Source organism: Cupriavidus taiwanensis (assembly GCF_900249755.1).
Lineage (GTDB): Bacteria > Pseudomonadota > Gammaproteobacteria > Burkholderiales > Burkholderiaceae > Cupriavidus > Cupriavidus taiwanensis_D.
The window spans coordinates 309631-332674 of record NZ_LT976854.1 but is presented as its reverse complement, the minus strand read 5'-3'; the positions used below and the strand labels follow the sequence as shown (position 1 = coordinate 332674).

Below are 23044 nucleotides of genomic sequence, written 5' to 3'. Positions count from 1 at the left end.
GGGTTCGTGGCGCCTTTGACAGAGGTGCGGCGTTGGCAGTGGCCGCACCGTCGCTGCGCCCTTCCCACTCTCGGCAACCCTCCTTCAAGTCGTCCCCATCGCCACCAGGTTCAGCGCCGCCAGCGCTCCCCCCGGAAACTGGTACTGCCTTCCGCCCACGGCGAGCGAACCCAAATCGATGCCGAAGAACCCGAGCCGATCGATCAACCTGGCGACCTCGGCTTTGGCGTTGGCATCGTCGCCCGACAGGAACATCACGCGGCGGCCGCCTTCGGCTTGCGGATCGCCGGAGACCAGCGCCGGTTGCAGGTGATTGAACGCCTTGACCACGCGCGCGCCGGGCACGAGGTCTGCGAACACCTCGCTCGAAGCCCGGCCATGCAGGTCCGCAGGGCGAAACAGCGGGGCTCGATCGGATTGTTGGCGTCGATGACAATGCGCCCGCCAAAGCCGGGCAGCCCGCTCAGTGCCTGCGGCAGCTTCGACCAGTTCACGGCCACCAGCACGATGTCCTGCGCCGCGGCTTCCTCGCGCGTGCCTGGGCGGATCGAAGGACCGATCGCTGTCACGACATCCTGCAGCGTTTCAGGCCCGCGGCTGTTGGCCAGCACTGCGTCGATGCCGTGCCGTGCCAGCGCCTTCGCGAACGCCGTGCCGATCGCCCCCGCGCCGATAATGCCGATGGTCTTGCCGATATGCGTTTGCATGTTGCTCTCCTGGCTCAGGCGGTGAAGCCGCCATCGGCGACGATCTCCGCACCGGTGACGAAGGCTGCGTCCGGGCCGGCGAGGAACGCCACCACGCCGGCAATCTCATGCGGCTGCCCGTATCGGCCCAGCGCAATGCCGGGTCCGACGATTTCACTGACCGGGCCGCCGGCAGGATTCATATCGGTATCGGTCGGGCCCGGATGGACCGTGTTGACCGTGATGCCTTTCGGCCCCAGGTCGCGCACCAGGCTGCGATTGAAGCCTGCGATCGCACCCTTGGTCAGCGTGTAGAGCGATGCCGTCGGAAACGCCGCGTAGCGCGCCATCGACGAACCGATGTGGATCACGCGCCCGCCCGGCTTCATATGGCGCACGGCTTCCTGCGTGGCCACGAATACGCCGGTCACGTTCACCGCGATCATGCGCTCGTAGGTGTCGAACGGGATGTCCTCGATGGCGCCGCCCAGGCCCAGGCCGGCGTTGTTGACGAGGATGTCGAGCCCACCGAATGCGGCCACCGTATCCGCCACGGCCCGGCGCACCGCCGCGGCGTCACCGGCGTCTGCGGCAAGCGCGATCGCCCTGCCGCCGGCCGCTTCGATCTCGCGCACCACGTTGGCGGCCTTGTCCGGCGAGGCACTGTAGGTCAGCGCCACGGCCGCGCCGTCGGCGGCCAGGCGGCGGGCAATGGCGGCGCCGATCGAGCGCGAGCCGCCGGTGACGAGGGCGATTTTGCCGGCCAAGGGCAGTGTCGGTTGGGTCATTTTGTTGCTCCGGTTGGGGGTGAATCAGAAGGTGTGAACGAAGTATGGGTGTTCGATTCCATGCTGATTAGCGATGAATGATTGGAATCATCTTCAAGCGATCGTGTAATCTAGATGGCATGGAAACCCTCGCCAACCTTGAATCGTTTGTGCGCAGCGCCGAATCCGGCAGCTTTTCAGCGGCGGGTCGCCGGCTGGCCCTGACGCCCGCGGCCGTCAGCCGCAACGTGGCGATGCTCGAGCGCAACCTGGGCGTGCGGCTGTTTCAGCGCTCGACTCGCAAGCTGACGCTTACCGAGGCGGGCGAACGGTTCCTTGCCTCGATCGGCGGCAACCTGGACGCGCTGCAGGCCGCCATCGCCGCCATGTCGAACGACCACGGCGAACCGGCCGGCGTGCTGAAGGTCAGCCTGGCGCCGTCGTTCGGCATGGCTTACGTGATGCCGTTGCTTCCCGATTTCCTGCACCGTTACCCCGCGATCCGCCCGGAATGGCATTTCGAGAACCGCCCCATCGACCTGATTGCCGAAGGGTTCGACGCAGCCATAGGCGGTGGCTTCGAGCTGGCGCCGGGTCTGGTGTCGCGCCCACTGGCACCGGCGCATATCGTCGCGGTGGCATCGCCCGCGTACCTGCGGGAACGCACGCTCCGAGCCGATCCATCGATGCTGGAGGCCATGGATGGCATCGTCATGCGTTCCGGCCGAACCGGACGCACGCGCCAATGGACCATGCGCGATGCCGCCGGCAAGGAGGCCGCGGCGACCATGCCAGAACGCATCGTGGTGACCGACCCGGCCGCCATGCGCGAAGCCGCGCTACTGGGACTGGGCGTGGCACTGCTGGCAGTCCCCGATGTGCTGCCATGGATCGAACGTGGCGAACTGGTGCGCGTACTGCCGCGCTGGTACGCCGATGCCGGCGCCATTTCGTTGTACTACCCTACGCGCACCCTGATGCCCGGCAAGACGCGCGTGTTCGTCGACTATGTTGTGGAGGCGTTTCGGCGCGAGGGGCTGGCGGAGCGGTTGGCGGGGAGCCTTGGGGTTTAGGGTCCGGGACCGGTCGGGGATGCGATGAAGACAAGCGGACGTGGACGGATGCGTGGCGGCTATCGCCAGCGGAGTGACTCTTGAGCTTTACTGCTGAACCTGTGCGCAAGCGAATCAAACAGCACGCTGGCATGGCAATTTTTGCCCGCTAGATTAGTCAAATCCGCGCTTTTTGCCAAAAATACTGGACATATGCCAGCATTTACCGCCGAGGTGCTGGATACGCCGATGTAGGCGGTGCCGTCAGGACGCGCCGGCCGAAGCGAGCACCGACGGCGGCGCTGCGTCACGCTGCCTTGGGGCGATAGCCGTTCCCCTGCGTCATTATTAGCAGCACGGCGATGGAAGCCACGCCAAGGCCTGAGGACAACCACAGCGACTTCCCTCCGAACTGGTCCAGACACATCCCGAAAACCCAAGGCGCCAACGCTTGCGCCACGCGAGCCGGGGCCATCAAGACGCCCTGACGATGACCGTAGCCGCCCGGTCCGAAAATAACGAGCGGCAGCGTGCCCTTGGCAATCGTGAGGATGCCGTTGCCGGCTCCGTGCAGGACGCCAAACAAGGCTGCCGCAGGTGCTCCCACGAGACCGAATGCCAGCGCGCCAAGAGGATGAAGCGCCGCTGCGATCCGGGCGGACAGCAACGGGTGGACCTTGCGCAGCAAGCCGAACTCCAGAATCCGGGCGCCGACTTGCGCCGGGCCGATCAGCGCGCCCACCATCACGGCCGTGGACAGGGACGCACCGCCCGCCTGCAGCAGCCGTGGAAGATGTGCGGCCATGGCGGTGCTGATGAACCAGGTCGCCGCAAAAACGAAAGCCAGCGCGTAGGAGGCCGCTCGTTGCGCACGCTCGTCGGCTGGGGGCGTCCGATCGTCGCCCGTTGGCGGCGTGGCATTGCCGGGTGCCGTTGCCGTGGCAGTTACTCGCGGCATGCTCAGGTTCAGGGCTAGCCCCAGCGTCAGATGCAGCGCTGCCCAGGACAGGCAAGCGCCACGCCACCCGATGTGCGCCTCCATGAAGGTGGAGAGCGGCCAGCCGACTGTGCTGGCGAAGCCGGCGATCAGCGTGATCCCCGTGATGGCGCCGCGCGAACGGTTGCCGTACAGCGCAACCAGTGTGGCGAACGCTGCTTCGTAGAGACCAGCGCCCATACCGATGCCCAGGATCACCCAGGCGGCGAAGAGGCCAGCGGCCCCCTGTGCCACGCCGAGCCCGGCGAGACCAATGGCGAATACCATGCTCGTTGCGACGAGCACCGAGCGTCCGCCCGTCCGATCAATCATCCGGCCAGCAGTGGGCCCTAGCAATGCCGAGACCACCAAGGCGACGCTGAACGCCGCAAAAATCGTCGGCGTGGAAACGCCAAGATCCTTTGCCATCGGCGTTGCCAGCATGGCCGGCAGGTAGTACGTCGAACCCCAGGCCAGCGTCTGGGCAATCCCGAGCCTGGCGACCACGCTGCTGCTGGGCTCCATGGCCGTCCCGTCCCTGGTTATTCCACTTCGCCGCGATCGGTGTCGGCGGTCTGCGCTTCGTTTTCGTGACTCATGGCAGCCCCAGCGAGGGTAATCGCGTTGGCGGGCGCGGCTTCCTTGCGTTCACTGTAGCGGTCGGTCAGGTAGTCGCTGCGGTCACGCACGAGAAGCGTGAACTTGTAGAGTTCCTCCATGACGTCGACCACGCGGTCGTAATAGGAGGATGGCTTCATGCGGCCGTTGGCTTCGAATTCCTGGTACGCCTTGGCAACCGACGACTGGTTCGGGATTGTCACCATGCGCATCCACCGGCCCAGCACGCGCAGCGCGTTGACGGCGTTGAACGATTGCGAGCCGCCGCACACCTGCATGACGGCCAGCGTCCGTCCCTGGGTCGGGCGAATCCCGCCGATCTCCAGCGGCAGCCAGTCGATCTGGTTCTTGAAGACGGCCGTCAGCGTGCCGTGACGCTCGGGGCTGCACCAAATCTGGCCTTCCGACCACTCTGAGAGCTTGCGCAATTCGACCACCTTGGGGTGATCGGCGGGCACACTGTCGGCCATCGGCAGACCGTGCGGGTCGAAGACACGGGTCTGCGCCCCGAAATGCTGCAGGATCCGTTCGGCTTCGTGCACAAGCAGGCGGCTGTACGACGTCTCGCGCAGCGAGCCGTAGAGCAGCAAGATGCGCGGCGGATGCTTGCTGACGATTGCCGGCTCCAGCTTGCGGAGGTCGGGCGTATCGAGCACCGCGGGGACGATATTGGGCAGATCCATGGTCATTGGATCCTCCGGCCTTGCTCGTCGACCACGGCCTCGCCGTCCTCCTTGGTGAAGGCCCCTTGCTGGGGCGCCGGCAGGATATCCAGCACGACTTCGGACGGCCTGCACAACCGTACGCCGCGCTCAGTGACAACGAAGGGCCGGTTGATCAGGATAGGGTTGGCCAGCATCGCGTCAAGCAACTGATCGTCGGTCAGCGCCGGATCGGCGAGGCCAAGCTCGGCATAGGGCGTGCCCTTCTCGCGGATCGCTGCTCGCACGGTAAGGCCGGCAGCGTGGATCATCGCCTGCAAGGTCTGCCGGTCCGGTGGCGTGCTCAGGTATTCGATGACGGTCGGCTCGATGCCCGCGTTGCGGATCATGGCCAGCGTGTTGCGCGACGTGCCGCACGCGGGGTTGTGATAGATAGTGACGGTCATGGGGAGGCCTCAGTGCGATTCGTACCAGTGCTGCGAGCGGTTGACGACACCAACGACAAACAGCATCACGGGCACTTCGATCAGCACGCCCACGACGGTGGCCAGCGCTGCGCCAGATTGGAAGCCGAACAGGCTGATGGCGGTGGCCACGGCCAGTTCGAAGAAGTTGCTTGCACCGATCAGGGCCGACGGTCCCGCCACGCAGTGGGCAACGCCGAGCTTGCGGTTCAGCAAGTAGGCAAGGCCGGAGTTCAGCAAGACCTGGATCAGGATCGGCACGGCCAGTAACAGGATGATCAGTGGCTGTTCCACGATGGCATTGCCCTGGAAGCCGAACAGCAGCACGAGCGTCGCAAGCAGTGCGGTGATCGAGTAGGGCCCGAGCGCGTCAACAACGCGCTTGTATGTGGCTTCCCCCCGCGCCAGCAATGCCTTGCGGATGACCTGTGCGATCAGCACGGGCACGATAATGTAGAGCGCGACCGAGGTGATGAGCGTGTCCCATGGGACGGTGATCGACGACAGGCCCAGCAGCAGCGCGACGACAGGCGCGAAGGCGACGATCATGATGGCGTCGTTGAGTGCTACCTGCGACAGCGTGAAGTAGGGATCGCCCTTGCACAGCTGCGACCAGACGAACACCATTGCCGTGCAGGGCGCGGCCGCCAAGAGGATCAGGCCAGCAATGTAGCTGTCGAGCTGGTCCGCCGGCAGCCAGCCGGCGAACAGATGGCGCACGAAGAGCCAACTCAGCAGCGCCATCGAGAACGGCTTGACGAGCCAGTTCACGAACAGCGTCACGCCGATGCCGCGCCAGTGCCCTGCAACCTGGCCCATCGCGCCGAAATCGATCTTGATCAGCATCGGGATGATCATGATCCAGATCAGCACGCCGACCGGCAGGTTCACCTGTGCGATCTCCATGGCACCAATGACCTGGAAAACCCCTGGCAGCGATTGGCCGAGCAAGATGCCGGAAACGATGCAGAGCGCCACCCAGACGGTCAGATAGCGCTCGAAGAAGCCGATGGCGCTGGGCTGCGCTGCGCCAGCGGACTGCTGCGCCGTTCTCATTGGCCGGCCTCCACGGACTGCTCACCGATCGCCCGCATCTCCTTCTGGATAGCGTTACGGTCCAGTATGTGCAACGGCAGGTTCACGAACTGGCTGACGCGATTCAGGATCTGGCGGAAGACCTGGTCGAACACCTTGCGTTTCTCTTCGTCGGAACCCTGAACTGCTGCAGGGTCCATAAAGCCCCAATGTGCCGTGATGGGCGTGCCCGGCCAGATCGGGCAGACCTCGCCAGCGGCCTGGTCGCAGACCGTGATGACGAAGTCCATGCGAGGCGCATCGGGCAGGGCGAACTCGTCCCAGCTCTTGCTGCGCAGGCCGGAAGTATCATAGCCAATCGACTGGCAGCGCTCGATGGCATAGGGATTTACCGTGCCAGACGGATGGCTTCCGGCACTGTAGGCGTGAAAGCGTCCCTTGCCGAGTACGTTGAACAGCGCTTCGGCCATCACGCTGCGGGCGGAGTTGCCAGTGCACAGCACCAGCACGTTGAAAGTCTTGTCGGACATGGTCGTAGGGGAGGAGCAGATGCCTTCCGCGCCCGAGGCATCGGTACGGGCAGGCTTGTTAGCAAAAAACTCAGCAGCAGCCGGAACCCGGCGTGCAGCAGGCGGTCTTGGCGGGTTGCTTCGGCGCGGCGTTCAACTGGACTGGCGCGCAGCACGCGGATGCTGCGGCGCTACGATCACGCGATTCGCCATAGGTTGGCGCGTTGCCGAGCGTGTGGAACGATTCCCAGGCGATACCCGTGGGGTCCACTGACCAGTGCTTGTTAGAGGTTGCGTAGCAGCAGCTGGTCTCGGACTGAGACTGCATGGGCAAATCCGCGCTGGCCAGCCGCGTCTGCATCTCGGCTAGTTCGTCCTCCGTCTCCACCTGGATGCCCAGATGGTCCACGCCCAGCGTCTCCGTGCGATTGGAAATGGCGAAGTTCACGCGCGGATCGTCCAGCGCCCACTTGGCGTAGTCGTCCCGGACGACGGTCGGGTCCGCGGCGAAGAGGGCAGAGTAGTAGCGAATGCTGGCCGGCAGGTCGGCCACGCTGACATGGACGTGGAAGCGTTTCATGGTTCAGGACTCCGTAGCGACGGAACAGGAGGACACCGGCGAACACGGCGCGCCGCCGCAACAGTTCTCTGTGAGGTAACCCAGCAAGGCATTCATGGTCTCGAAGCGAGCCGTGTAGATGATTGAGCGGCCCTCCTGGCGGCTCGCCAGCAGGCCGGCGCGGTGCAGTTCCTTCAGGTGGAATGACAGCGATGACGCGGGCATCTCCATCAGTTCGGCAATGCGGCCAGCTGGCAATCCTGCGGGGCCAGCCTGCACGAGCAGGCGAAAGACGGCCAGGCGGATGGCGTGTGCAAGCGCGGCAAGCGCTTCGAGGGCGTTATCTGTTTCCATGTTTCGAATATAGTCGAAAGATAGAATGGTTGCAATCGCAAGTTGGTGACACGGAAGAGCCGTAAAGGGGGCCTACGGTGGTTCGGACTCTCGGCCGCTCGGCCGAGGTAACACCACTGCCTGCCTGATCAACGAGTAGGCGTTAGCGGTTGTCAACCAACACTCTATCCACTGCGCTCCAGATCGCCGGGTGCTGTGGGGGCGGTTCAATCATCGATCGCGCTGCAGGCGAGGCTGGTAGCGAATGGGCTAGCGACGTCTATCGCTGCCGTCATCTGCTGGCTCGGCCAGCAGTCGATAGGCACGCTCGCTAAGATCTGGCCGATCATCACGGCATGCGACAAATTCGATCACGGCCAGCAGTTGGCTAGCCAAGCCGAAGTCAGCGGCCTCGTAGGCTGTGCTGAACACGTCAAACACTTGTTCATAAAGCGGTTTGGATTCCATAGACCGCGTTGCCAGAACGGCACTCCGCTCCCCCAGCCGTATAAGGTAGTGTGGACCTTCCTACTAGGGAAAGGTCAAGGAGCAGGAAGCCTGTCTCACCAGCAGCCCCAACCGACCTGCCGCCGAAGGCTCCTTCCCGACGCCTCCCAAAAAATTGCGAATCGTCTGATCGCCATCCCTCACGGAAAAGGCAAAACTAAGCCCATCACCGACACAACGGTGATCGGGAGTCGCAACCCGCTATTCTCTCTGACGGATGGTCGCTCATGCGACCATCCCCACACGCACGCGCGCGTCGCTTCACCATGGCGGGCCGGGCGGGGCAGCCAATAAGGCTGGCCGGTGTTCGTCAGAGAGCCGGTATTGCGACCCCCGCTGTCAGGCCCGCCACCCTCTACCATTTGCACCAGGCGGGTCTCCCAACCTTCTTCAGGAGAACGCAATGCAAGAGAAACCCCATCCACAGCACGAAACCATATTCGTCGGCATTCCCGCAGAAACCCTGGAATCGCTCGACCGGATCCAGGCCGGCCTGGGTAGCGTGCTGTCGCTGCTGGAAGTGGAAAGCGAACGATCCGAGGGATGCCACGGCGTCCATTGCCTGCTGGCGATGATCAAGATGCAGGTGGATCAGGTAGCAGAGGCGTTGCAGCCTGAGGCTGAGTCGTTATGACACCCCGTCATCCGGCTCTGCCGCTGCCGCGGATCCGTCTTCGCGCGAGCAGGCGATACATTCCGCGACCTGCCCGACAGTGCTTTCCACGGTAATGCGGCGCCATAGCGCTCGACCAGCGCGTAGCTGCTGGACCGGCCGAGGCCGGTCCCTCATCCGCTTCTTGGTGGTGAGAACATTGAAATACCCGTTACAGGCCTCTACCATGCGCCCATGACCGCAACGACTCCATCCTGGACGCTGCGGCTCGTCACGCTTCCTATGACCGGTGCCACCGCGCGCATGCGCATCTGAAGACCCTGAATCGATCCTTCCAAAACCATGGCACCACAGCAAGCCCCGGACCATCCCGCCTATACCCTCTGGCAGCTGGTGGCCTATTTCCTCCGCCTGGGGACCTTTGGCTTCGGCGGCCCGGTAGCCCTGGCCGGCTATATGCACCGCGACCTGGTGGAGCGGCGTGGCTGGATCACCGATGGCGACTACAAGGAAGGGCTTGCGCTGGCGCAACTGGCACCAGGCCCGCTGGCCGCGCAACTCGCCATCTATCTCGGCTACGTGCATTACCGCATTCGCGGCGCAACGCTGGTTGGTCTGGCATTCGTGCTGCCGTCGTTTCTCATGGTGCTGGGATTGGGCTGGGCTTATATCCGCTTTGGCGGACTGACCTGGATGCAATCGGTGTTCTATGGGGTGGGCGCCGCCGTCATCGGCATCATTGCCATCAGCGCCTATAAGCTGACCACCAAGAGCGTGGGCCGCGACAAACTGTTGTGGGCGATCTACCTGACGCTGGCCGCCGTGACCGTGATCACGGAATCGGAGATCGCCTGGCTGTTTCTCGCCGCCGGCGTACTGGTCTGGTTCTGGCGCGCACCGCCGAAGTGGTTGCGCCAAAGCGGCGCCAATGCGCTGGCGGCCACGCAGCTGCCGGCCGCAAGTGGGCTGTTCAGCGCGCTCGACTGGCCGCTGCTGTCACAGATCGGCGTGTTCTTTGCCAAGGCGGGCGCCTTTGTATTCGGCTCGGGTCTTGCGATCGTGCCGTTTCTCTACGGCGGGGTGGTAACGGAATACCACTGGCTCACAGAAAAGCAATTCGTCGATGCGGTGGCCGTCGCCATGATCACGCCCGGCCCGGTGGTCATCACGGTGGGATTCATCGGTTACCTGGTAGCCGGACTGCCCGGGGCCTGTGTGGCGGCATTGGCTACCTTCCTGCCGTGCTACCTGTTCACGGTACTGCCCGCCCCATATTTCAAGAAATACGGGAAGCTTCCCGCCATTCTCGCGTTTGTCGACGGCGTCACGGCGGCGGCGATTGGCGCCATTGCCGGGGCCGTGATCGTGCTGGCCAAACGCTCGATCGTCGATGGCCCCACCCTGCTGCTGGCGCTGGTGACGGTCGCACTGCTGCTGAAGTTCAAGAAGCTGCCTGAGCCGGTCATCATCACCGGTGCCGCATTGATCGGCCTGGCCGCTTATCCCATGCTGCACCACTGAGCCACTGACAGGAGATCGCACTGGTCAGCTCGTCGCCTTGCTGCCGACGGACATCAACGGTCTTGCGCTTGCGTCACCTCGCGCTGCGCCGCCACGATTTTTGGTGGCCAGGTACTTTTGATATACGCCAGCACGGCAACAATATCCTGGTCAGACAGCGATTGCCCGAATGCCGGCATGTCACTGACATACCCTTCCGGAGCCGTCACCCCGGCTACCAGCCCATCCTTGGTAATCGCGAATAGCACGGCGTCGGGATGATGCCAGGTATGGCCGGACGCATCATGCGGAGGCGCCGGCATCCGGCCGTTCGGCAGCCGCTCGCGCCAGTTGGGCTGGCCTTCCAGGTTGGCGCCATGGCATGCGGCGCATTGCTGTGCGTAGATCTTGCGACCCTGCGCGACGCTGGCCGCATCGGTGGCATCGATGCGCAGCCGCCGTATATCGCCTGTCTTGCCGGCATCGGCGGGGGTATCGAGATACCGCCTGGTCTGCAGTGCAACGGCGGTGGCAATCGCCGCGCCAAGCACGAGCAGCGCGACGATCCGCCAGCGTGGCTTGCCTGATCTGTTCATCTCGCGCCTGACCTTTTGGCCGACGCATACACCACCGCGAACGGTAAGGCCGGAGGCGTCGTGACGCCAATGGGAAGCAATGCTGCCGCGAAAAGAAACTTCATCACTACGTCTGACCCCTGATATCGAATAGAACCACCCTCGGACGCCCCCGGGTCCAGTATGGGTCCGGACACCAAACAACAGGGCGCCTTCGGCAAGGCGCCCGCCCGGCAAACCGATGGTATGGGCCTATTCCTGACCAGGACGTTACGCATCGATTACATCCCGGTAAGCTGACGCGAGTTGTCTGTCGAGTCTTTGAGGTTGCCAGCAGCCGGAAGAGTCACGCGGCAATGATGGGGCAGATGACTGCAAGATGCCCCCAACCAGCCTATGCCGCTACACGCCAAACGCTGCTACCATTCCCGCCAACCCCGGGCATCTCTCGTGCGTACTACTTTCCGTCGGCTCTGGCTTGCCGCCTTCCTGCTGAGCGCTTTCCTGACAGTGCAACTGGCAGCGGCGGCGTATGCCTGCGACGGCAGCCGCTATGCGCTGGAGCCGACGCAAGAAATGGCAGGCATGACCGAAGCTTGCCCCGACATGGCCAAGGAAGACGCCGGGCCGGCCGTGCATGACGGGCTTTGCCAGGAGCACTGCCAGCTCGGCTCCAAGTCGGCCGACCATGCAACGCCACAGATTCCCGCCTTCCATCCGGTACTGGTCAATGTCGTGGTGCCCGCGCCGACACCGGTACTCGCGCATCGCATAGCCACGCCCGGCGACGCGATTCCCCGGGCGCCGCCACGCCCCCTTCCCATCCTCAACTGCTGTTTCCGAACGTAGCCTCCGCAGCAACGCCAGCTATCGTGCCCTGAGCCATCGTCGCCAGGGCGGTCGTTGCCTTGCGGAGGCTTTATGCATTTGCGCTTATCCACCCAGTGCGGGCGCCGGCTGGCGCTCGCCCTTGCGCTGCCTGCCGTGATTCACCCGGCATGGGCGCAGCCCGCGCCAGCGCTGTCCTTGCAGGAGGCGCTCGCGCTTGCGTCGTCACGTTCGGCCGATGCCGAGACCTCGCGCTCGGCGGTCCAGTCCGCCATCGAGATGGCCGTGGCTGGCAAGCAGTTGCCGGACCCGGTGCTGAAGGTCGGTGTCAACAACGTCCCGGCGAACGGCCCGGACCGGTACTCGCTCGGCACGGACTCGATGACGATGCGGTCGATCAGCCTGATGCAGGAATTCACACGGCCGGCGAAGCGCCAGGCCCGCGCCGAGCGCTTCGAGGCCGAGGCCTCTTCGGCCGAGGCCCAGCGGATGGTGGCGCTGGCCAATGTGCAGCGCGGCACGGCCACCGCATGGCTTGACCGCTGGTACGCGGAACGTGCGCACGCGCTGCTCGCCGAACAGGCGCAATCCGTCAAACTGCTGATCGATGCGGCACAGGCGGCCTATCGCGGCAACCGCGGTTCCCGCGCCGATATCCTGGCCGCGCGGATCGAATGGCAGCAACTGCAGGATCGCGAAGACGAAGCGCGCGCCGCGGTTGCCTCGTCCCGGGCGATGCTGCGCAGATGGATCGGCGACGCCGCAGCGTTGCCGCTGGCCGAACGGCCCCCGCTCCAGGCCCCGGCCTGGCTCGATGACCTGGACGCCGCCGGTGCGCAATTGCCCGACGTCGCGGCCGCGCAGGCGCAGGCGGGCGTGGCCGAGGCGGAAAGCCGCGTCGCGCGCGAGAACAAGGTGCCGGATGTCAGCGTCGAGCTGATGTACAGCCAGCGCGGTCCCGCGTACTCGAACATGGTATCGCTCAATGTCTCGCTGCCGGTGCCCTGGGATCAGAAGGATCGCCAGGACCGCGAGCTGGCCGCGAAACTCGCGCAGGCCGGTGCGGCGCGGGCGCAAGCCGAATCGGTGCGCCGTGGCCTGGTCGGACTGCTTCGCGCCAGGCAGGCTGAACTGCAACTCGGCCAGTCCCGCCTGGAGCGATACCGGAATACCACCTTGCCCCTGGCGAAGGCGCAAACCGAGGCGGCCCTGACTGACTATCGCACTGGCGCCGGCACCCTGACCGCGGTCGCTGACGCGAGCCGCAAGGCGCTCAATCTCTCGCTCGAACAACTCAGGCTGGAGGCCGCTACCGCCAGGCTCTGGGCCGAGCTGACGTACCTGATGCCATTACAGACAGCCGCGCAAGCGATGCCGCCGCAAGGGGTTCAACCATGAAGAAGTCCACCATTGCACGGACCGCGGCGGTCCTTCTCGTGCTGGCTGGCGCGGGCGGTTCCTACTATCTCGGCCATCAACAGGGGAGCCGGCATGGCGCCGCGTCGGACGCACCCGCCCGTGGCACCGCTGGAGCGAACCTGAAGGCCGGCGATATCGATCCGGGCACGGGCAAGCGCATCCTCTACTGGCATGACCCGATGGTGCCGGGCCAGCGCTTTGACAAGCCCGGCAAGTCACCCTTCATGGATATGCCGCTGTCTCCGGTGTACGAGCAAGCCGGTGACGGCGCGACCGTGACCATTGACAGCCGCGTGGCGCAGAACCTCGGCGTTCGCACGGCAGAGGTGAAGGCGGGCCGGCTGGCATCGACACTCGAAGTTCCCGGCAATGTGGCGATCAACGAACGCGGCATCGAAGTGCTGCAGGCCCGCACCACCGGGTTCGTCGAGCGGGCGTATGTCAGGACGACGCTGGACCCGGTTCGCCGGGGCCAGCCGCTGGCGCAGATCTACTCGCCGGAATGGGTCACCGCGCAGGAGGAATATTTGGCGGTGGTCCGCCTGGGCGCAGGCCTGCAGGGCGATCTGCGCGAGGCCGCCGTGGCCCGCATGCGGCAGGCCGGCATGACCGACAGCCACATCCGGCTGGTGCAGGACACCGGCAAGCTGCAGCCGCGGCTTGCCGTCACCAGCACCGTCGACGGCATCGTCACCGAGATCGGCGCGCGCGACGGCATGACGGTGTCGCCGGGCACAACGCTCTTTCGCCTTGCCAGCCTGGCGACGGTATGGGTGCTGGCGGAAGTACCGGAGACCCATGTCGCACAGCTGCGGCCCGGACAGGCGGTATCCGTGGTCGCCGCCGCACTGCCCGGACAACCGCTGGCCGGCAAGGTCGATGCCATTCTGCCGGACATCAACGCCAGCACCCGCACGGTCAAGGTGCGGGTGGAACTGCAGAACCAGCGCCGCCAATTGCTGCCGGGCATGTTCGTCACTGCGCGCTTCGATGCCGCACCCGGCCCGGACCGGCTGCTTGTCCCGACCGAGTCGCTGATCCGCACCGGAACGCGCACGATCGTGATGGTGGAAACGGGCCCGGGCGGCTTCAGCCCCGTCGAGGTCAGGACAGGCGCAGCCTCCGGCGGGCAGACCGAAGTGCTCGAGGGCCTCCGGGCCGGACAGAAGGTGGTGGTATCCGGCCAGTTCCTGCTCGATTCCGAAGCCAGCCTGCGCGGTACCGCGCAGCGCATGGCCGCGGCGCCGGCCGCGCCGGCAGCCGCCGCAGCGCAGGAGCACGAGGGCACCGGACGCGTGGAAGCGGTCAGCGCGGACAGCATGACGATTTCCCACGGGCCGATCCCGTCGGTCCAGTGGGGCGCCATGACCATGGACTTCGCCGCCCCCGCATCCGGCATGCCGAAGGGATTCAAGCCCGGCGACCGTATCCGGTTCCGCTTTCACCTGGATCGAGACGGGGCGGCGGTGTTGTCATCGGTGGCGCCCGCCGGTTCCGCCGACGGAGCCCGGCCATGATCGCGCGGCTGATCCTGGCGTCGATCCGCAACCGCTTCCTGGTGCTGCTGGCCACGCTCGTGCTGACCGCGTGGGGCCTGTGGGCCGCGCGCGGCATGCCGCTCGACGCGCTGCCGGACCTGTCCGACGTGCAGGTGATCATCCGCACGCCCTTTCCCGGCCAGGCTCCGCAGATCGTGGAGAACCAGGTCACCTATCCCCTGACCACGACGATGCTGTCGGTGCCGGGCGCCAGGGCCGTGCGCGGCTATTCGTTCTTCGGTGACTCCTTTGTCTACGTGCTGTTCGAGGACGGCACCGATCTCTACTGGGCGCGCTCGCGCGTGCTCGAATACCTGAACCAGGTGCAATCCCGGCTGCCCGCCGCCGCCCGGCCCGCCCTTGGGCCCGATGCGACCGGCGTAGGCTGGATCTACGAATACGCCCTCGTCGACAAGACCGGACAGCATGATCTCGGCCAGTTGCGCGCCTTGCAGGACTGGTTCCTGCGCTTCGAGCTCAAGTCGCTGCCCAATGTGGCCGAAGTCGCGTCGCTGGGCGGGATGGTCAGGCAGTACCAGGTTGTCCTGATGCCGGACCGGCTGCGTGCCTACAACCTGTCGCAGGGCAAGGTGCTGGCGGCGCTGAAGGGGGCGAACCAGGAAACCGGCGGCTCGGTGCTGGAGCTGGGCGAAGCCGAGTACATGGTGCGCGCCAGCGGCTACCTGAAGACGCTGGACGACTTCCGCCAGATTCCGCTCGCCACCAGCGCAGCCGGCATCCCGGTACGGCTGGGAGACGTTGCCACCATTCAACTCGGGCCGGAAATGCGACGCGGCATCGCCGAACTCGACGGCCAGGGCGAAGTTGCGGGCGGCATCGTTGTGATGCGTTCCGGCAAGAACGCGCTGGAGACCATCGACGCGGTCAAGGCCAGGCTCGCCAGCTTGCAGGCGGGCCTGCCCAGCGGCGTCGAGCTGGTGACGACCTACGATCGCTCCGCGCTGATCAAGCGCGCGGTCGATAACCTGAGCGCCAGGCTGATCGAGGAATTCATCGTGGTGGCGCTGGTGTGCCTGGTGTTCCTGTTCCACGTGCGCTCCGCGCTGGTGGCCATTGTCTCGCTTCCGCTCGGCGTGTTGGCGGCGTTCCTGGTGATGCGCTACCAGGGCGTGAATGCCAACATCATGTCGCTTGGCGGCATCGCCATCGCCGTCGGCGCGATGGTCGATGCGGCGGTAGTGATGATCGAGAACGCGCACAAGCACCTGGAACGGTGGCACGCCGGCAACCCCGGCCGGCAGCCGACCGCGCAGGAGCGATGGCGCATCACTGGAGAGTCGGCAGTGGAAGTCGGGCCCGCCCTGTTCTTCTCCCTGCTGATCATCACGCTCTCCTTCATTCCCGTATTCACGCTGGAGGCGCAGGAGGGGCGCTTGTTCTCGCCGCTGGCGTTCACCAAGACCTACGCCATGGCGGCTGCGGCCGGGCTGTCGGTCACGCTGGTCCCGGTCCTGATGGGCTATATGATTCGCGGCAGGATTCCGCCGGAACATGCCAACCCGCTCAGCCGGTGGCTGATCCGCGGGTATCGGCCGCTGCTCGGCAAGGTACTCACGTACCCCAAGACCACCATTGTCATCGCGCTACTGCTGCTGGCCGCTACCGCGTGGCCCGTGCTGCGCATCGGCGGGGAATTCATGCCGCCGCTCGACGAGGGCGACCTGCTGTACATGCCGTCGGCGCTGCCCGGCCTCTCCGCAGGCAAGGCGGCGCAGCTGTTGCAGCAGACCGATCGGTTGATCAAGACCGTGCCCGAGGTCGCGACAGTGTTCGGCAAGGCAGGCCGCGCCGACACCGCGACCGATCCCGCGCCGATCGAAATGTTCGAAACCACCATCCAGTTCAAGCCGCGGGACCAGTGGCGGGCGGGCATGACGACGGAGAAGCTGGTCGAGGAACTCGATCGCGTGGTCAGGGTGCCCGGCTTGTCGAACATCTGGGTGCCGCCGATACGCAACCGCATCGACATGCTCGCCACCGGCATCAAGAGCCCGGTCGGCATCAAGGTGGCCGGCACGGACCTGAAGGAGATCGACAGGCTGGCCGCAAGGATAGAAGACGCCGTCAGGACCGTACCGGGCGTCACGTCCGCGCTTGCCGAACGGCTCACCGGCGGGCGCTATATCGATGTGGATATCGACCGCGAATCGGCGGGCCGGTATGGGCTCAACATCGAGGACGTGCAGCGTATCGTGTCATCCGCGATCGGCGGCGAGAATGTCGGCGAAGTGGTCGACGGGCTGGCGCGCTTTCCGATCAACGTCCGGTATCCGCGCGACTATCGCGATTCGATCGAGCAGTTGCGCGCGCTGCCCATCGTCACCGACACGGGACTGCAGCTCACCCTGTCAGACGTAGCGCGCATCGGGGTCGTGCAAGGGCCGCCGATGCTGCGCAGCGAGAATGCGCGCCTGTCCGGCTGGGTCTATGTCGACATTCGCGGGCGTGATCTGCGCTCAGCCGTGCGCGAGATGCAGGCCGCGGTGGCAAAGGCGGTACCGCTGCCCGCGGGTTACTCGCTGAGCTGGTCCGGGCAGTTCGAATACCTGGAGCGAGCCACGGCCAGGCTGAAGGTGGTGGTGCCGTTCACCTTGCTGATCATCTTCGTGCTGCTCTACATGATCTTTGGCCGCCTCGATGAGGCGCTGGTGATCATGGGCACGCTGCCCCTTGCGCTGATCGGCGGTTTCTGGCTGCTCTATCTGCTGGGCTACAACCTGTCCGTGGCCGGCGTCGTCGGCTTCATTGCGCTGGCCGGCGTGGCGGCGGAGTTCGGTGTCATCATGCTGCTCTATCTGAAACAAGCCTGGAGCGAACGCGAACGCCGTGGCGACACCAGTCATGCGGCGCTTCTCGATGCGATCCAGGAAGGGGCAGTGCAACGCGTGCGCCCCAAGGCCATGACGGTCGCCGTCATTCTGGGCGGCCTGGTTCCCATCATGGGGTCGCATGGCACCGGCTCGGAACTGATGCAGCGCATTGCGGCGCCGATGGTCGGCGGCATGGTGACTGCCCCATTGCTCTCGCTGTTTGTCGTGCCGGCGGTGTATCTGCTGATGCGCCGACGGCGCCCAGGCGTTGCCCCGGTTTCCCCCCAACCTTCCCTTCAGGACGAATCGCAATGAAGCCCAGCAAGACTCTCGCACTCGTGCTCACCGTCGCCGCCGCCTCGACCGCATTTGCGGCGGGATCCATGGACGGCCACAGCATGCACGGCATGGACAGCAAAGCACCCGCCGCGTCAAAGCAGTCCTCCCAACCCGTGCCAGCCGAGATCAAGAAGATCGATGCATCGGCCGGCAAGGTGACGCTCAAGCACGGCCCCATCGAGAACCTCGGCATGTCCGCCATGACCATGGCGTTCCCGGTCAAGGACCGTGCCTCGCTGAAGAACTTCAAGGAAGGCGACTCGGTTTCCGTCACGTTCGACAAGGTCGACGGCAAGCCGACCGTCATCGACATGCAGCGCAAGTAGGCGCCATGGCAAACACTACCGTCATTCCCGCGCAGGCGGGAACGACGGTGGTTATCCCGCGGCTAATGCACCGAGCCAGGCTGCAGCTCCACCTTGATCCAGCCCGGCTGGCGCTTGTCAAAGGCCTGGTAGGCCTCGATCGCCGAGGTCATCGGCTCGCGCCGCGTCAGGATGGCGGACGGGTCGACCGCGCCGGTGCGCACCAGCTCGACCAGCCGCGGGATATAGGCGCGGTGGTTGCAGTTGCCCATGCGCACCGTCAGGTTCTTGTTCATGGCCGCACCGATCGGGAAACTGCGGTCGGTGGGCGGATACACGCCGATGATCGACAGCGTGCCGGCCTTGGCCAGCGCGCGGATGGCCCAGTCCAGCGCCTGCGCCGGCGCGTCGCCGGGGACCCAGTTGCCCTGCTCTGACGGATGGGCGTGCGGCGCCAGGCGCGCGGCCTCCTGTTCGCTCTCCGGGATGGACGGATCCTGCGCCGCCGGGCCGTGGTGCGCGTGCATCGCATCGACGCCCACGGCATCGATGGCCCGGTCCACGCCGATGCCGCCGGTCAGCTCCACGATGGTCTGCACCGGGTCTTCCGCATCGAAGTTCACCACCTCGGCGCCCTGCGCACGCGCCATGTCGAGCCGGTCGGCCACCGCATCGACGGCAAAGATACGGCCCGCGCCCATCAGCTTGGCCGACGCGATCACGAACTGCCCCACCGGGCCGCAGCCGAACACCGCCACGGTGTGGCCGGGATGGATGCTGGCGAGGTCGGCGCCGAAATACCCGGTCGGGAAGATGTCGGAGAGCATGATCGCCTGCTCGTCGCTGACGTTGTCGGGCAGCTTGACCAGGTTGACATGGGCGAACGGCACCCGCGCCTTTTCGGCCTGCAGCCCCTGGAACGGGCCGGTCTGCTCGGGCCCGCCGTAGAACGCGGTGCCGGCCTGCTTGCCGTGCGGGTTGGCGTTGTCGCACTGGGCGTAGTAGCCGGCGCGGCAGTACGAGCAATAGCCGCAGGCAATGGTGGAAGGAATCACGACGCGATCGCCCACGCTCAGGTTGCGCACGCCGTCGCCAAGGGCTTCGACCACGCCCACGCCCTCGTGGCCAAGCACGGTGCCCGGGGCCAGGCCTTCCATGGTGCCGCGCACGAAGTGCAGGTCCGTGCCGCAGATGGCGCTGGCGGTCAGGCGCACGATGGCGTCGGTGTCCTGCTCGATCGACGGCTCCGGCACATCATCGAGCCGGATATCGCCGATCCCGTGAAACACAACAGCTTTCATGGTGTCCTCCAGATGAAGCCGGAGCCACCTCCGGCAAGGTCAGTCGGAGTACCTCAGCTGCAAGGAACGTTCCCAAGGGCCACCCCATACACCGCACAGGGCACGGAGGCCCGGCAGAGCGCGCCTGGCAATTTCTGCTACGCGCCTTGCAATCCATTCCGGCCTCGCGCAGGCCACCGGTAACGCGGCCAGAGGACACGCTGCGTCGTCGTGATGGCGTGCCACCCGGGCATGTCGATTGCTAAATCACAGCTGACGCGCGCACGGCGTTCCACGCACCTTTTCCGCACATCTGATCAGGCAGCCCGTTCCGCTTCTGACGCTGCCGCGCCCATACCAAGGAGACCCATCATGAAGCTGTACTACGCTCCCGGCGCATGCTCCCTTGCCGCACATATCGCCCTGATCGAGGCCGGCCTTTCCTTCTCCACCGAGCGCGTCGACCTGCGCGCCCAGCCGCATAAAACCGAGACCGGCGCTGACTACAACACCATCAATGCCAAGGGCTACGTGCCGACGCTGGCGCTGGAGAACGGCGAGCTGCTGACCGAGGCGGCCGTGGTGGTCCAGTACATCGCCGACCAGGCCCCGGACGAAGGGCTTGCGCCGGCGTGCAATACGCTCGAGCGCTATCGCCTGCAGGAATGGCTGAACTTCATTTCGTCGGAACTGCACAAGGGCTTCGGGCCGTTCTGGAAGCCCGGCACGCCGCAGGATCAAAAGGACGCGACGTGGGAACGCCTGTCACAGCGCTTCGACTGGCTGGCTCCGCAGCTTGCGGACAAGGACTATCTGATGGGGCGGTTCAGCGTTGCGGACGCCTACTTGTTCACCATCTTGAGATGGCCGGAACATTTCAAGCTGTCGCTTGAGCGCTGGCCGGCGCTGCAGGCATATCGCGCGAGGGTCGCCGCGCGTCCGTCGGTGCAGCAGGCGTTGAAGGATGAGGGTATCGGGTGAGCCGCAGCGCCGGTAGCGCGCGCCGGCTCAGCGACGCGCCAGCGCGGTGCCGCCCGGCGCGGCGAAACGGTTCGCCAGCAAGGCGGCCACGCGCGTGCGCTTTGCCGGATCGCCCGCCAGCACCACCAGTCCGCCAGCCACCGCCCGGTCCCAGGGGATCGCGCCGTCGAGCAAGCCGCGCAGCACCGCTTCGCCGGTGACCACCACGACGTCGCCTTCGGCGGGGCCCGCGGCGTGGTCGGCATGCTGGCCCGCATCCGCTGCCGCATGGGCCGTGCCGGCCGGTGCGTAGCGCGTCCAGAGCCGCGATTCAACCAGCAGCAGCGACACCGGCGGCAGCTTCGATCGCACTGACGCCAGCCGCTGCTCGAGCCGATGCACGGCCTGGTCCGCGCTCTCGCGCGGGCCGGCGCCGGCAGGCGCCGCATTGGGCGGCAGCATGCCCGCGCTGCGCGCGTCCAGCATGGCAAAGGCGACGCCGATCGAGGCCGGATGCGCCGCGCCCACTTCGTCGCCCAGCACGAAGTCGGAGCCGCATGCCAGCGCGGGTAGCGGAGCCAGGGCCAGGCAGGCGGCGGCCAGCGCGGACCTCAGTGTGAGAGCGCAGGCGGTCATGGCGTCACGATGTTGAACCAGAACGGGAACGAGTCGAGCAGTCCGAGCAGGTCGCCCAGCGCCTCGCGCCGGCCCTCGACCTTCATGTCGCCGCTGGCGATGGCGTTCTCGACCGTGGTCTGCTTGAGCTGGATCGCATCGAGCGTCGCCTTGGACAGCGTGATCTTCGCGTCCGCCTGCGGCAGTGGCTTGCCATAGTTCAGGACCGCGTTCTCCACCGCCAGGCCGTACTGCTTGTTCAGATCCGTAAAGTCCAGGTTGAGCGAGATCTTCTTGCCGGCCGCCTTCGGGCCGTTCAGGCGCACGGCCATGTAGTCGAACAGCATTTCCGGCGGCATCGCCTTGATGGTATCGGGGCTGGCGACATCGGTGCCGCCGGCCTTGGGCACGCCATTGCGCAGCTCGTACGCGCCCATCAGGTAGACCGAGCGCCACGGGCCGCTCTCGGCCTGGTAGCCGAGCTGCTCGAGCGAATCCGCCAGCAGGTCCTTGCCGGCCTTGCTGTCCGGGTTGGCGTACACCACATGCTTGAGCGCTTCCGCGGTCCAGCGGTAGTCGCCCTTGTCGAAATCTGCGCGGGCGCGGCGCAGCACCGCGGCCTCGCCGCCCATGTACTCGACGTACTTCTTCGCGGCCATCTCGGGCGGCAGGTTGTTCAGGTCCGACGGATTGCCGTCGTACCAGCCCATGTAGCGCTGGTACACCGCACGCGAGTTGTGGCGCAGCGTGCCGTAGTAGCCGCGGTTCGGCCAGAACTTGTCCAGCTCCGGCGGCAGCTTGATCAGCTCGGAGATCTCCTCTCCGGTATAGCCCTTGTTCATCAGGTTGACCGACTGGTCATGGGTGTACTTGTAGAGATCGCGCTGCTTCTTCCAGTAGTCGATGATCTTGGCATTGCCCCACATCGGCCAGTGGTGCGCCTGGAACTTGAAATCGACGTCCTTGCCGTAGGTCTCGATGGTCTCGTTCAGGTAGCTCGACCATTTCAGGGCATCGCGCACCTGCGCGCCGCGCAGCGTCAGGATGTTGTGCATGGTGTTGGTGGTGTTCTCGGCCATCCACATGCCCCGGAACTGCGGGAAGAAGGTGTTCATCTCCGCCGGCGCCTCGGTGCCCGGCGTCATCTGGAACACCATCCTGACGCCGTCCACCGTGATCTCCGTGCCGGTCTTGCTGACGATGTCAGTCGGAATGATCAGCCCCGCGGCCCCGGCGGACACCGTCTGCCCCAGGCCGCCATTGACGCCGCCGCGCGCGTTGCGCGGCAGCAGCGCCCCATACATGTACACCGCGCGGCGGCCCATGGCGTTGCCGGCGATGACGTTCTCGCTGATGGCATGCTCGGTGAAGCCCTGCGGGGCGAAGATCTTGACCTTGCCCGCCTTGACGTCGGCCTCGTCCACGATGCCCCGGACCCCGCCGTAGTGGTCGATGTGCGAGTGGCTGTAGATCACCGCGACCACCGGGCGCTGGCCCAGCGTCCTGGTCACGAAGTCGAGCGAGGCCTTGGCGGTTTCGGCGGAAATCAGCGGATCCAGCACGATCCATCCGGTGTCGCCCTGCACGAACGTGATATTGGACAGGTCGAAGCCACGCACCTGGTAGATGCGGTCCGCCACCTTGAACAGCCCGTGCTGCATGTTCAGTTGCGCATTGCGCCACAGGCTCGGGTTGACCGTGTCCGGTGCGGGCTTGTCGAGGCCAATGTAGCTTTTGTATTGTTCGAGGTCCCAGACCACGTCGCCCTTGGCGTTGCGGATCGTCAGCGTGTCGGGTTTTGCCACCAGGCCGCGCTGGGCATCCTCGAAATCAGAGCGATCGTTGAACGGCAGTTCATTCTGGACGGCGGCATTGGCGGCGCGCGTGGCGGCCGTGGCCGGCTTGCCGCCGACCGGCGTTTGCGCACTGCTCAGGGACGAAACGGCCATGGCCGCCGCAGTGGTCAGGATCAGTGCTGCCCGCATTGCCGCTCTCCAGGTTAGGGTGCTGGCCACGTGCGGACTGCAACGTGGCTCCTGGCGCAGGGTAGGCGCTTTGCCGGAGCAGGCGGAA

Annotated in this window: 22 protein-coding genes and 1 pseudogene; 9 read left to right on the top strand and 14 right to left on the bottom strand. The window is 65.7% G+C overall.

The window, feature by feature from the left end; all coding sequences use genetic code 11:
• Positions 1-84: 84 nt before the first annotated feature.
• Together CBM2594_RS17375 and CBM2594_RS17370 are read right to left on the bottom strand one after the other, a co-directional pair.
• Positions 85-707, bottom strand: a pseudogene (locus CBM2594_RS17375) (NADPH-dependent F420 reductase).
• A 14-nt stretch (positions 708-721) separates the two neighbouring features.
• Positions 722-1474: an SDR family oxidoreductase gene (locus tag CBM2594_RS17370; RefSeq protein WP_116358069.1), complete on the bottom strand. Its 753-nt coding sequence runs from the start codon at positions 1472-1474 to the stop codon at positions 722-724.
• A 119-nt stretch (positions 1475-1593) separates the two neighbouring features.
• Between CBM2594_RS17370 and CBM2594_RS17365 the strand changes: the two genes are divergently transcribed.
• A complete protein-coding gene (locus tag CBM2594_RS17365; RefSeq protein WP_116358068.1) occupies positions 1594-2526 on the top strand; it encodes a LysR substrate-binding domain-containing protein in 933 nt (310 codons plus the stop codon).
• 286 nt (positions 2527-2812) lie between these two features.
• Here CBM2594_RS17365 and CBM2594_RS17360 read toward each other — a convergent pair whose 3' ends face one another.
• From CBM2594_RS17360 to CBM2594_RS17325, 8 genes are all read right to left on the bottom strand, one after another.
• Positions 2813-4006, bottom strand: coding sequence for an MFS transporter (locus tag CBM2594_RS17360; RefSeq protein ID WP_116358067.1), 1194 nt, complete (start codon positions 4004-4006; stop codon positions 2813-2815).
• A gap of 17 nt (positions 4007-4023) precedes the next feature.
• A complete protein-coding gene (gene arsH / locus CBM2594_RS17355) occupies positions 4024-4788 on the bottom strand; it encodes an arsenical resistance protein ArsH (protein WP_116358066.1) in 765 nt (254 codons plus the stop codon).
• Entirely contained in the window at positions 4785-5207 is a 423-nt protein-coding gene (arsC, locus tag CBM2594_RS17350; protein WP_116358065.1) for an arsenate reductase (glutaredoxin), read from the bottom strand. Before arsC ends, arsH begins: the two co-directional genes overlap by 4 nt.
• Positions 5208-5216: 9 nt before the next feature.
• Complete coding sequence (arsB, locus tag CBM2594_RS17345; protein WP_116358064.1) at positions 5217-6281, bottom strand: ACR3 family arsenite efflux transporter; 1065 nt, start codon at positions 6279-6281, stop codon at positions 5217-5219.
• On the bottom strand, positions 6278-6790 hold the full coding sequence (locus tag CBM2594_RS17340; protein ID WP_116358063.1) for an arsenate reductase ArsC: 513 nt from the start codon (positions 6788-6790) through the stop codon (positions 6278-6280). Before CBM2594_RS17340 ends, arsB begins: the two co-directional genes overlap by 4 nt.
• Positions 6791-6860: 70 nt before the next feature.
• On the bottom strand, positions 6861-7349 hold the full coding sequence (locus CBM2594_RS17335) for an ArsI/CadI family heavy metal resistance metalloenzyme (RefSeq protein ID WP_116358062.1): 489 nt from the start codon (positions 7347-7349) through the stop codon (positions 6861-6863).
• A 3-nt stretch (positions 7350-7352) separates the two neighbouring features.
• On the bottom strand, positions 7353-7682 hold the full coding sequence (locus tag CBM2594_RS17330; RefSeq protein WP_116358061.1) for an ArsR/SmtB family transcription factor: 330 nt from the start codon (positions 7680-7682) through the stop codon (positions 7353-7355).
• A 249-nt stretch (positions 7683-7931) separates the two neighbouring features.
• Positions 7932-8129, bottom strand: a complete 198-nt coding sequence (locus CBM2594_RS17325) for a hypothetical protein (protein ID WP_147310428.1) — start codon at positions 8127-8129, stop codon at positions 7932-7934.
• 442 nt (positions 8130-8571) lie between these two features.
• On the opposite strand from CBM2594_RS17325, the gene CBM2594_RS17320 reads away from it, so the two are divergent.
• Complete coding sequence (locus tag CBM2594_RS17320; RefSeq protein WP_116358060.1) at positions 8572-8802, top strand: DUF1484 family protein; 231 nt, start codon at positions 8572-8574, stop codon at positions 8800-8802.
• 321 nt (positions 8803-9123) lie between these two features.
• Positions 9124-10302: a chromate transporter gene (locus tag CBM2594_RS17315; RefSeq protein ID WP_116358059.1), complete on the top strand. Its 1179-nt coding sequence runs from the start codon at positions 9124-9126 to the stop codon at positions 10300-10302.
• 53 nt (positions 10303-10355) lie between these two features.
• On the opposite strand, the gene CBM2594_RS17310 is transcribed toward CBM2594_RS17315, so the two are convergent.
• Entirely contained in the window at positions 10356-10877 is a 522-nt protein-coding gene (locus CBM2594_RS17310; protein ID WP_116358058.1) for a c-type cytochrome, read from the bottom strand.
• Between the two features lie 429 nt (positions 10878-11306).
• On the opposite strand from CBM2594_RS17310, the gene CBM2594_RS17305 reads away from it, so the two are divergent.
• From CBM2594_RS17305 to CBM2594_RS17285, 5 genes are all read left to right on the top strand, one after another.
• Complete coding sequence (locus CBM2594_RS17305) at positions 11307-11705, top strand: copper resistance protein (protein ID WP_116358057.1); 399 nt, start codon at positions 11307-11309, stop codon at positions 11703-11705.
• A gap of 72 nt (positions 11706-11777) precedes the next feature.
• Positions 11778-13082: a TolC family protein gene (locus CBM2594_RS17300; RefSeq protein WP_116358056.1), complete on the top strand. Its 1305-nt coding sequence runs from the start codon at positions 11778-11780 to the stop codon at positions 13080-13082.
• Positions 13079-14620, top strand: coding sequence for an efflux RND transporter periplasmic adaptor subunit (locus CBM2594_RS17295; RefSeq protein WP_116358055.1), 1542 nt, complete (start codon positions 13079-13081; stop codon positions 14618-14620). The genes CBM2594_RS17300 and CBM2594_RS17295 overlap by 4 nt, the downstream gene beginning before the upstream one ends.
• Positions 14617-17787 (top strand): efflux RND transporter permease subunit, encoded by a 3171-nt coding sequence (locus CBM2594_RS17290; protein ID WP_116358054.1) that lies wholly within the window; start codon positions 14617-14619, stop codon positions 17785-17787. The genes CBM2594_RS17295 and CBM2594_RS17290 overlap by 4 nt, the downstream gene beginning before the upstream one ends.
• Entirely contained in the window at positions 17784-18137 is a 354-nt protein-coding gene (locus CBM2594_RS17285; RefSeq protein WP_116358053.1) for a copper-binding protein, read from the top strand. Before CBM2594_RS17290 ends, CBM2594_RS17285 begins: the two co-directional genes overlap by 4 nt.
• Positions 18138-18199: 62 nt before the next feature.
• Here CBM2594_RS17285 and CBM2594_RS17280 read toward each other — a convergent pair whose 3' ends face one another.
• Positions 18200-19417 carry a zinc-dependent alcohol dehydrogenase gene (locus CBM2594_RS17280; protein WP_116358052.1) on the bottom strand — a complete coding sequence of 406 codons (1218 nt, stop codon included), beginning with the start codon at positions 19415-19417 and terminating at the stop codon, positions 18200-18202.
• A gap of 351 nt (positions 19418-19768) precedes the next feature.
• Here CBM2594_RS17280 and gstA point away from each other — a divergent pair, with 351 nt between their 5' ends.
• A complete protein-coding gene (gstA, locus tag CBM2594_RS17275; protein ID WP_116358051.1) occupies positions 19769-20377 on the top strand; it encodes a glutathione transferase GstA in 609 nt (202 codons plus the stop codon).
• A gap of 27 nt (positions 20378-20404) precedes the next feature.
• Here gstA and CBM2594_RS17270 read toward each other — a convergent pair whose 3' ends face one another.
• A complete protein-coding gene (locus CBM2594_RS17270) occupies positions 20405-20992 on the bottom strand; it encodes a hypothetical protein (RefSeq protein WP_116358050.1) in 588 nt (195 codons plus the stop codon).
• Positions 20989-22956 carry an alkyl/aryl-sulfatase gene (locus CBM2594_RS17265; protein WP_116358049.1) on the bottom strand — a complete coding sequence of 656 codons (1968 nt, stop codon included), beginning with the start codon at positions 22954-22956 and terminating at the stop codon, positions 20989-20991. Before CBM2594_RS17265 ends, CBM2594_RS17270 begins: the two co-directional genes overlap by 4 nt.
• Positions 22957-23044 lie beyond the last annotated feature (88 nt).

Excerpts from the sequence above, each read along its gene's own strand:
- CBM2594_RS17370 (WP_116358069.1), bottom strand. The coding sequence starts at position 1,474 with ATGACCCAACCGACACTGCCCTTGGCCGGCAAAATCGCCCTCGTCACC.
- CBM2594_RS17365 (WP_116358068.1), top strand. The coding sequence starts at position 1,594 with ATGGAAACCCTCGCCAACCTTGAATCGTTTGTGCGCAGCGCCGAATCC.
- CBM2594_RS17360 (WP_116358067.1), bottom strand. The coding sequence starts at position 4,006 with ATGGAGCCCAGCAGCAGCGTGGTCGCCAGGCTCGGGATTGCCCAGACG.
- arsH (WP_116358066.1), bottom strand. The coding sequence starts at position 4,788 with ATGACCATGGATCTGCCCAATATCGTCCCCGCGGTGCTCGATACGCCC.
- arsC (WP_116358065.1), bottom strand. The coding sequence starts at position 5,207 with ATGACCGTCACTATCTATCACAACCCCGCGTGCGGCACGTCGCGCAAC.
- arsB (WP_116358064.1), bottom strand. The coding sequence starts at position 6,281 with ATGAGAACGGCGCAGCAGTCCGCTGGCGCAGCGCAGCCCAGCGCCATC.
- CBM2594_RS17340 (WP_116358063.1), bottom strand. The coding sequence starts at position 6,790 with ATGTCCGACAAGACTTTCAACGTGCTGGTGCTGTGCACTGGCAACTCC.
- CBM2594_RS17335 (WP_116358062.1), bottom strand. The coding sequence starts at position 7,349 with ATGAAACGCTTCCACGTCCATGTCAGCGTGGCCGACCTGCCGGCCAGC.
- CBM2594_RS17330 (WP_116358061.1), bottom strand. The coding sequence starts at position 7,682 with ATGGAAACAGATAACGCCCTCGAAGCGCTTGCCGCGCTTGCACACGCC.
- CBM2594_RS17325 (WP_147310428.1), bottom strand. The coding sequence starts at position 8,129 with ATGGAATCCAAACCGCTTTATGAACAAGTGTTTGACGTGTTCAGCACA.
- CBM2594_RS17320 (WP_116358060.1), top strand. The coding sequence starts at position 8,572 with ATGCAAGAGAAACCCCATCCACAGCACGAAACCATATTCGTCGGCATT.
- CBM2594_RS17315 (WP_116358059.1), top strand. The coding sequence starts at position 9,124 with ATGGCACCACAGCAAGCCCCGGACCATCCCGCCTATACCCTCTGGCAG.
- CBM2594_RS17310 (WP_116358058.1), bottom strand. The coding sequence starts at position 10,877 with ATGAACAGATCAGGCAAGCCACGCTGGCGGATCGTCGCGCTGCTCGTG.
- CBM2594_RS17300 (WP_116358056.1), top strand. The coding sequence starts at position 11,778 with ATGCATTTGCGCTTATCCACCCAGTGCGGGCGCCGGCTGGCGCTCGCC.
- CBM2594_RS17295 (WP_116358055.1), top strand. The coding sequence starts at position 13,079 with ATGAAGAAGTCCACCATTGCACGGACCGCGGCGGTCCTTCTCGTGCTG.
- CBM2594_RS17290 (WP_116358054.1), top strand. The coding sequence starts at position 14,617 with ATGATCGCGCGGCTGATCCTGGCGTCGATCCGCAACCGCTTCCTGGTG.
- CBM2594_RS17285 (WP_116358053.1), top strand. The coding sequence starts at position 17,784 with ATGAAGCCCAGCAAGACTCTCGCACTCGTGCTCACCGTCGCCGCCGCC.
- CBM2594_RS17280 (WP_116358052.1), bottom strand. The coding sequence starts at position 19,417 with ATGAAAGCTGTTGTGTTTCACGGGATCGGCGATATCCGGCTCGATGAT.
- gstA (WP_116358051.1), top strand. The coding sequence starts at position 19,769 with ATGAAGCTGTACTACGCTCCCGGCGCATGCTCCCTTGCCGCACATATC.
- CBM2594_RS17270 (WP_116358050.1), bottom strand. The coding sequence starts at position 20,992 with ATGACCGCCTGCGCTCTCACACTGAGGTCCGCGCTGGCCGCCGCCTGC.
- CBM2594_RS17265 (WP_116358049.1), bottom strand. The coding sequence starts at position 22,956 with ATGCGGGCAGCACTGATCCTGACCACTGCGGCGGCCATGGCCGTTTCG.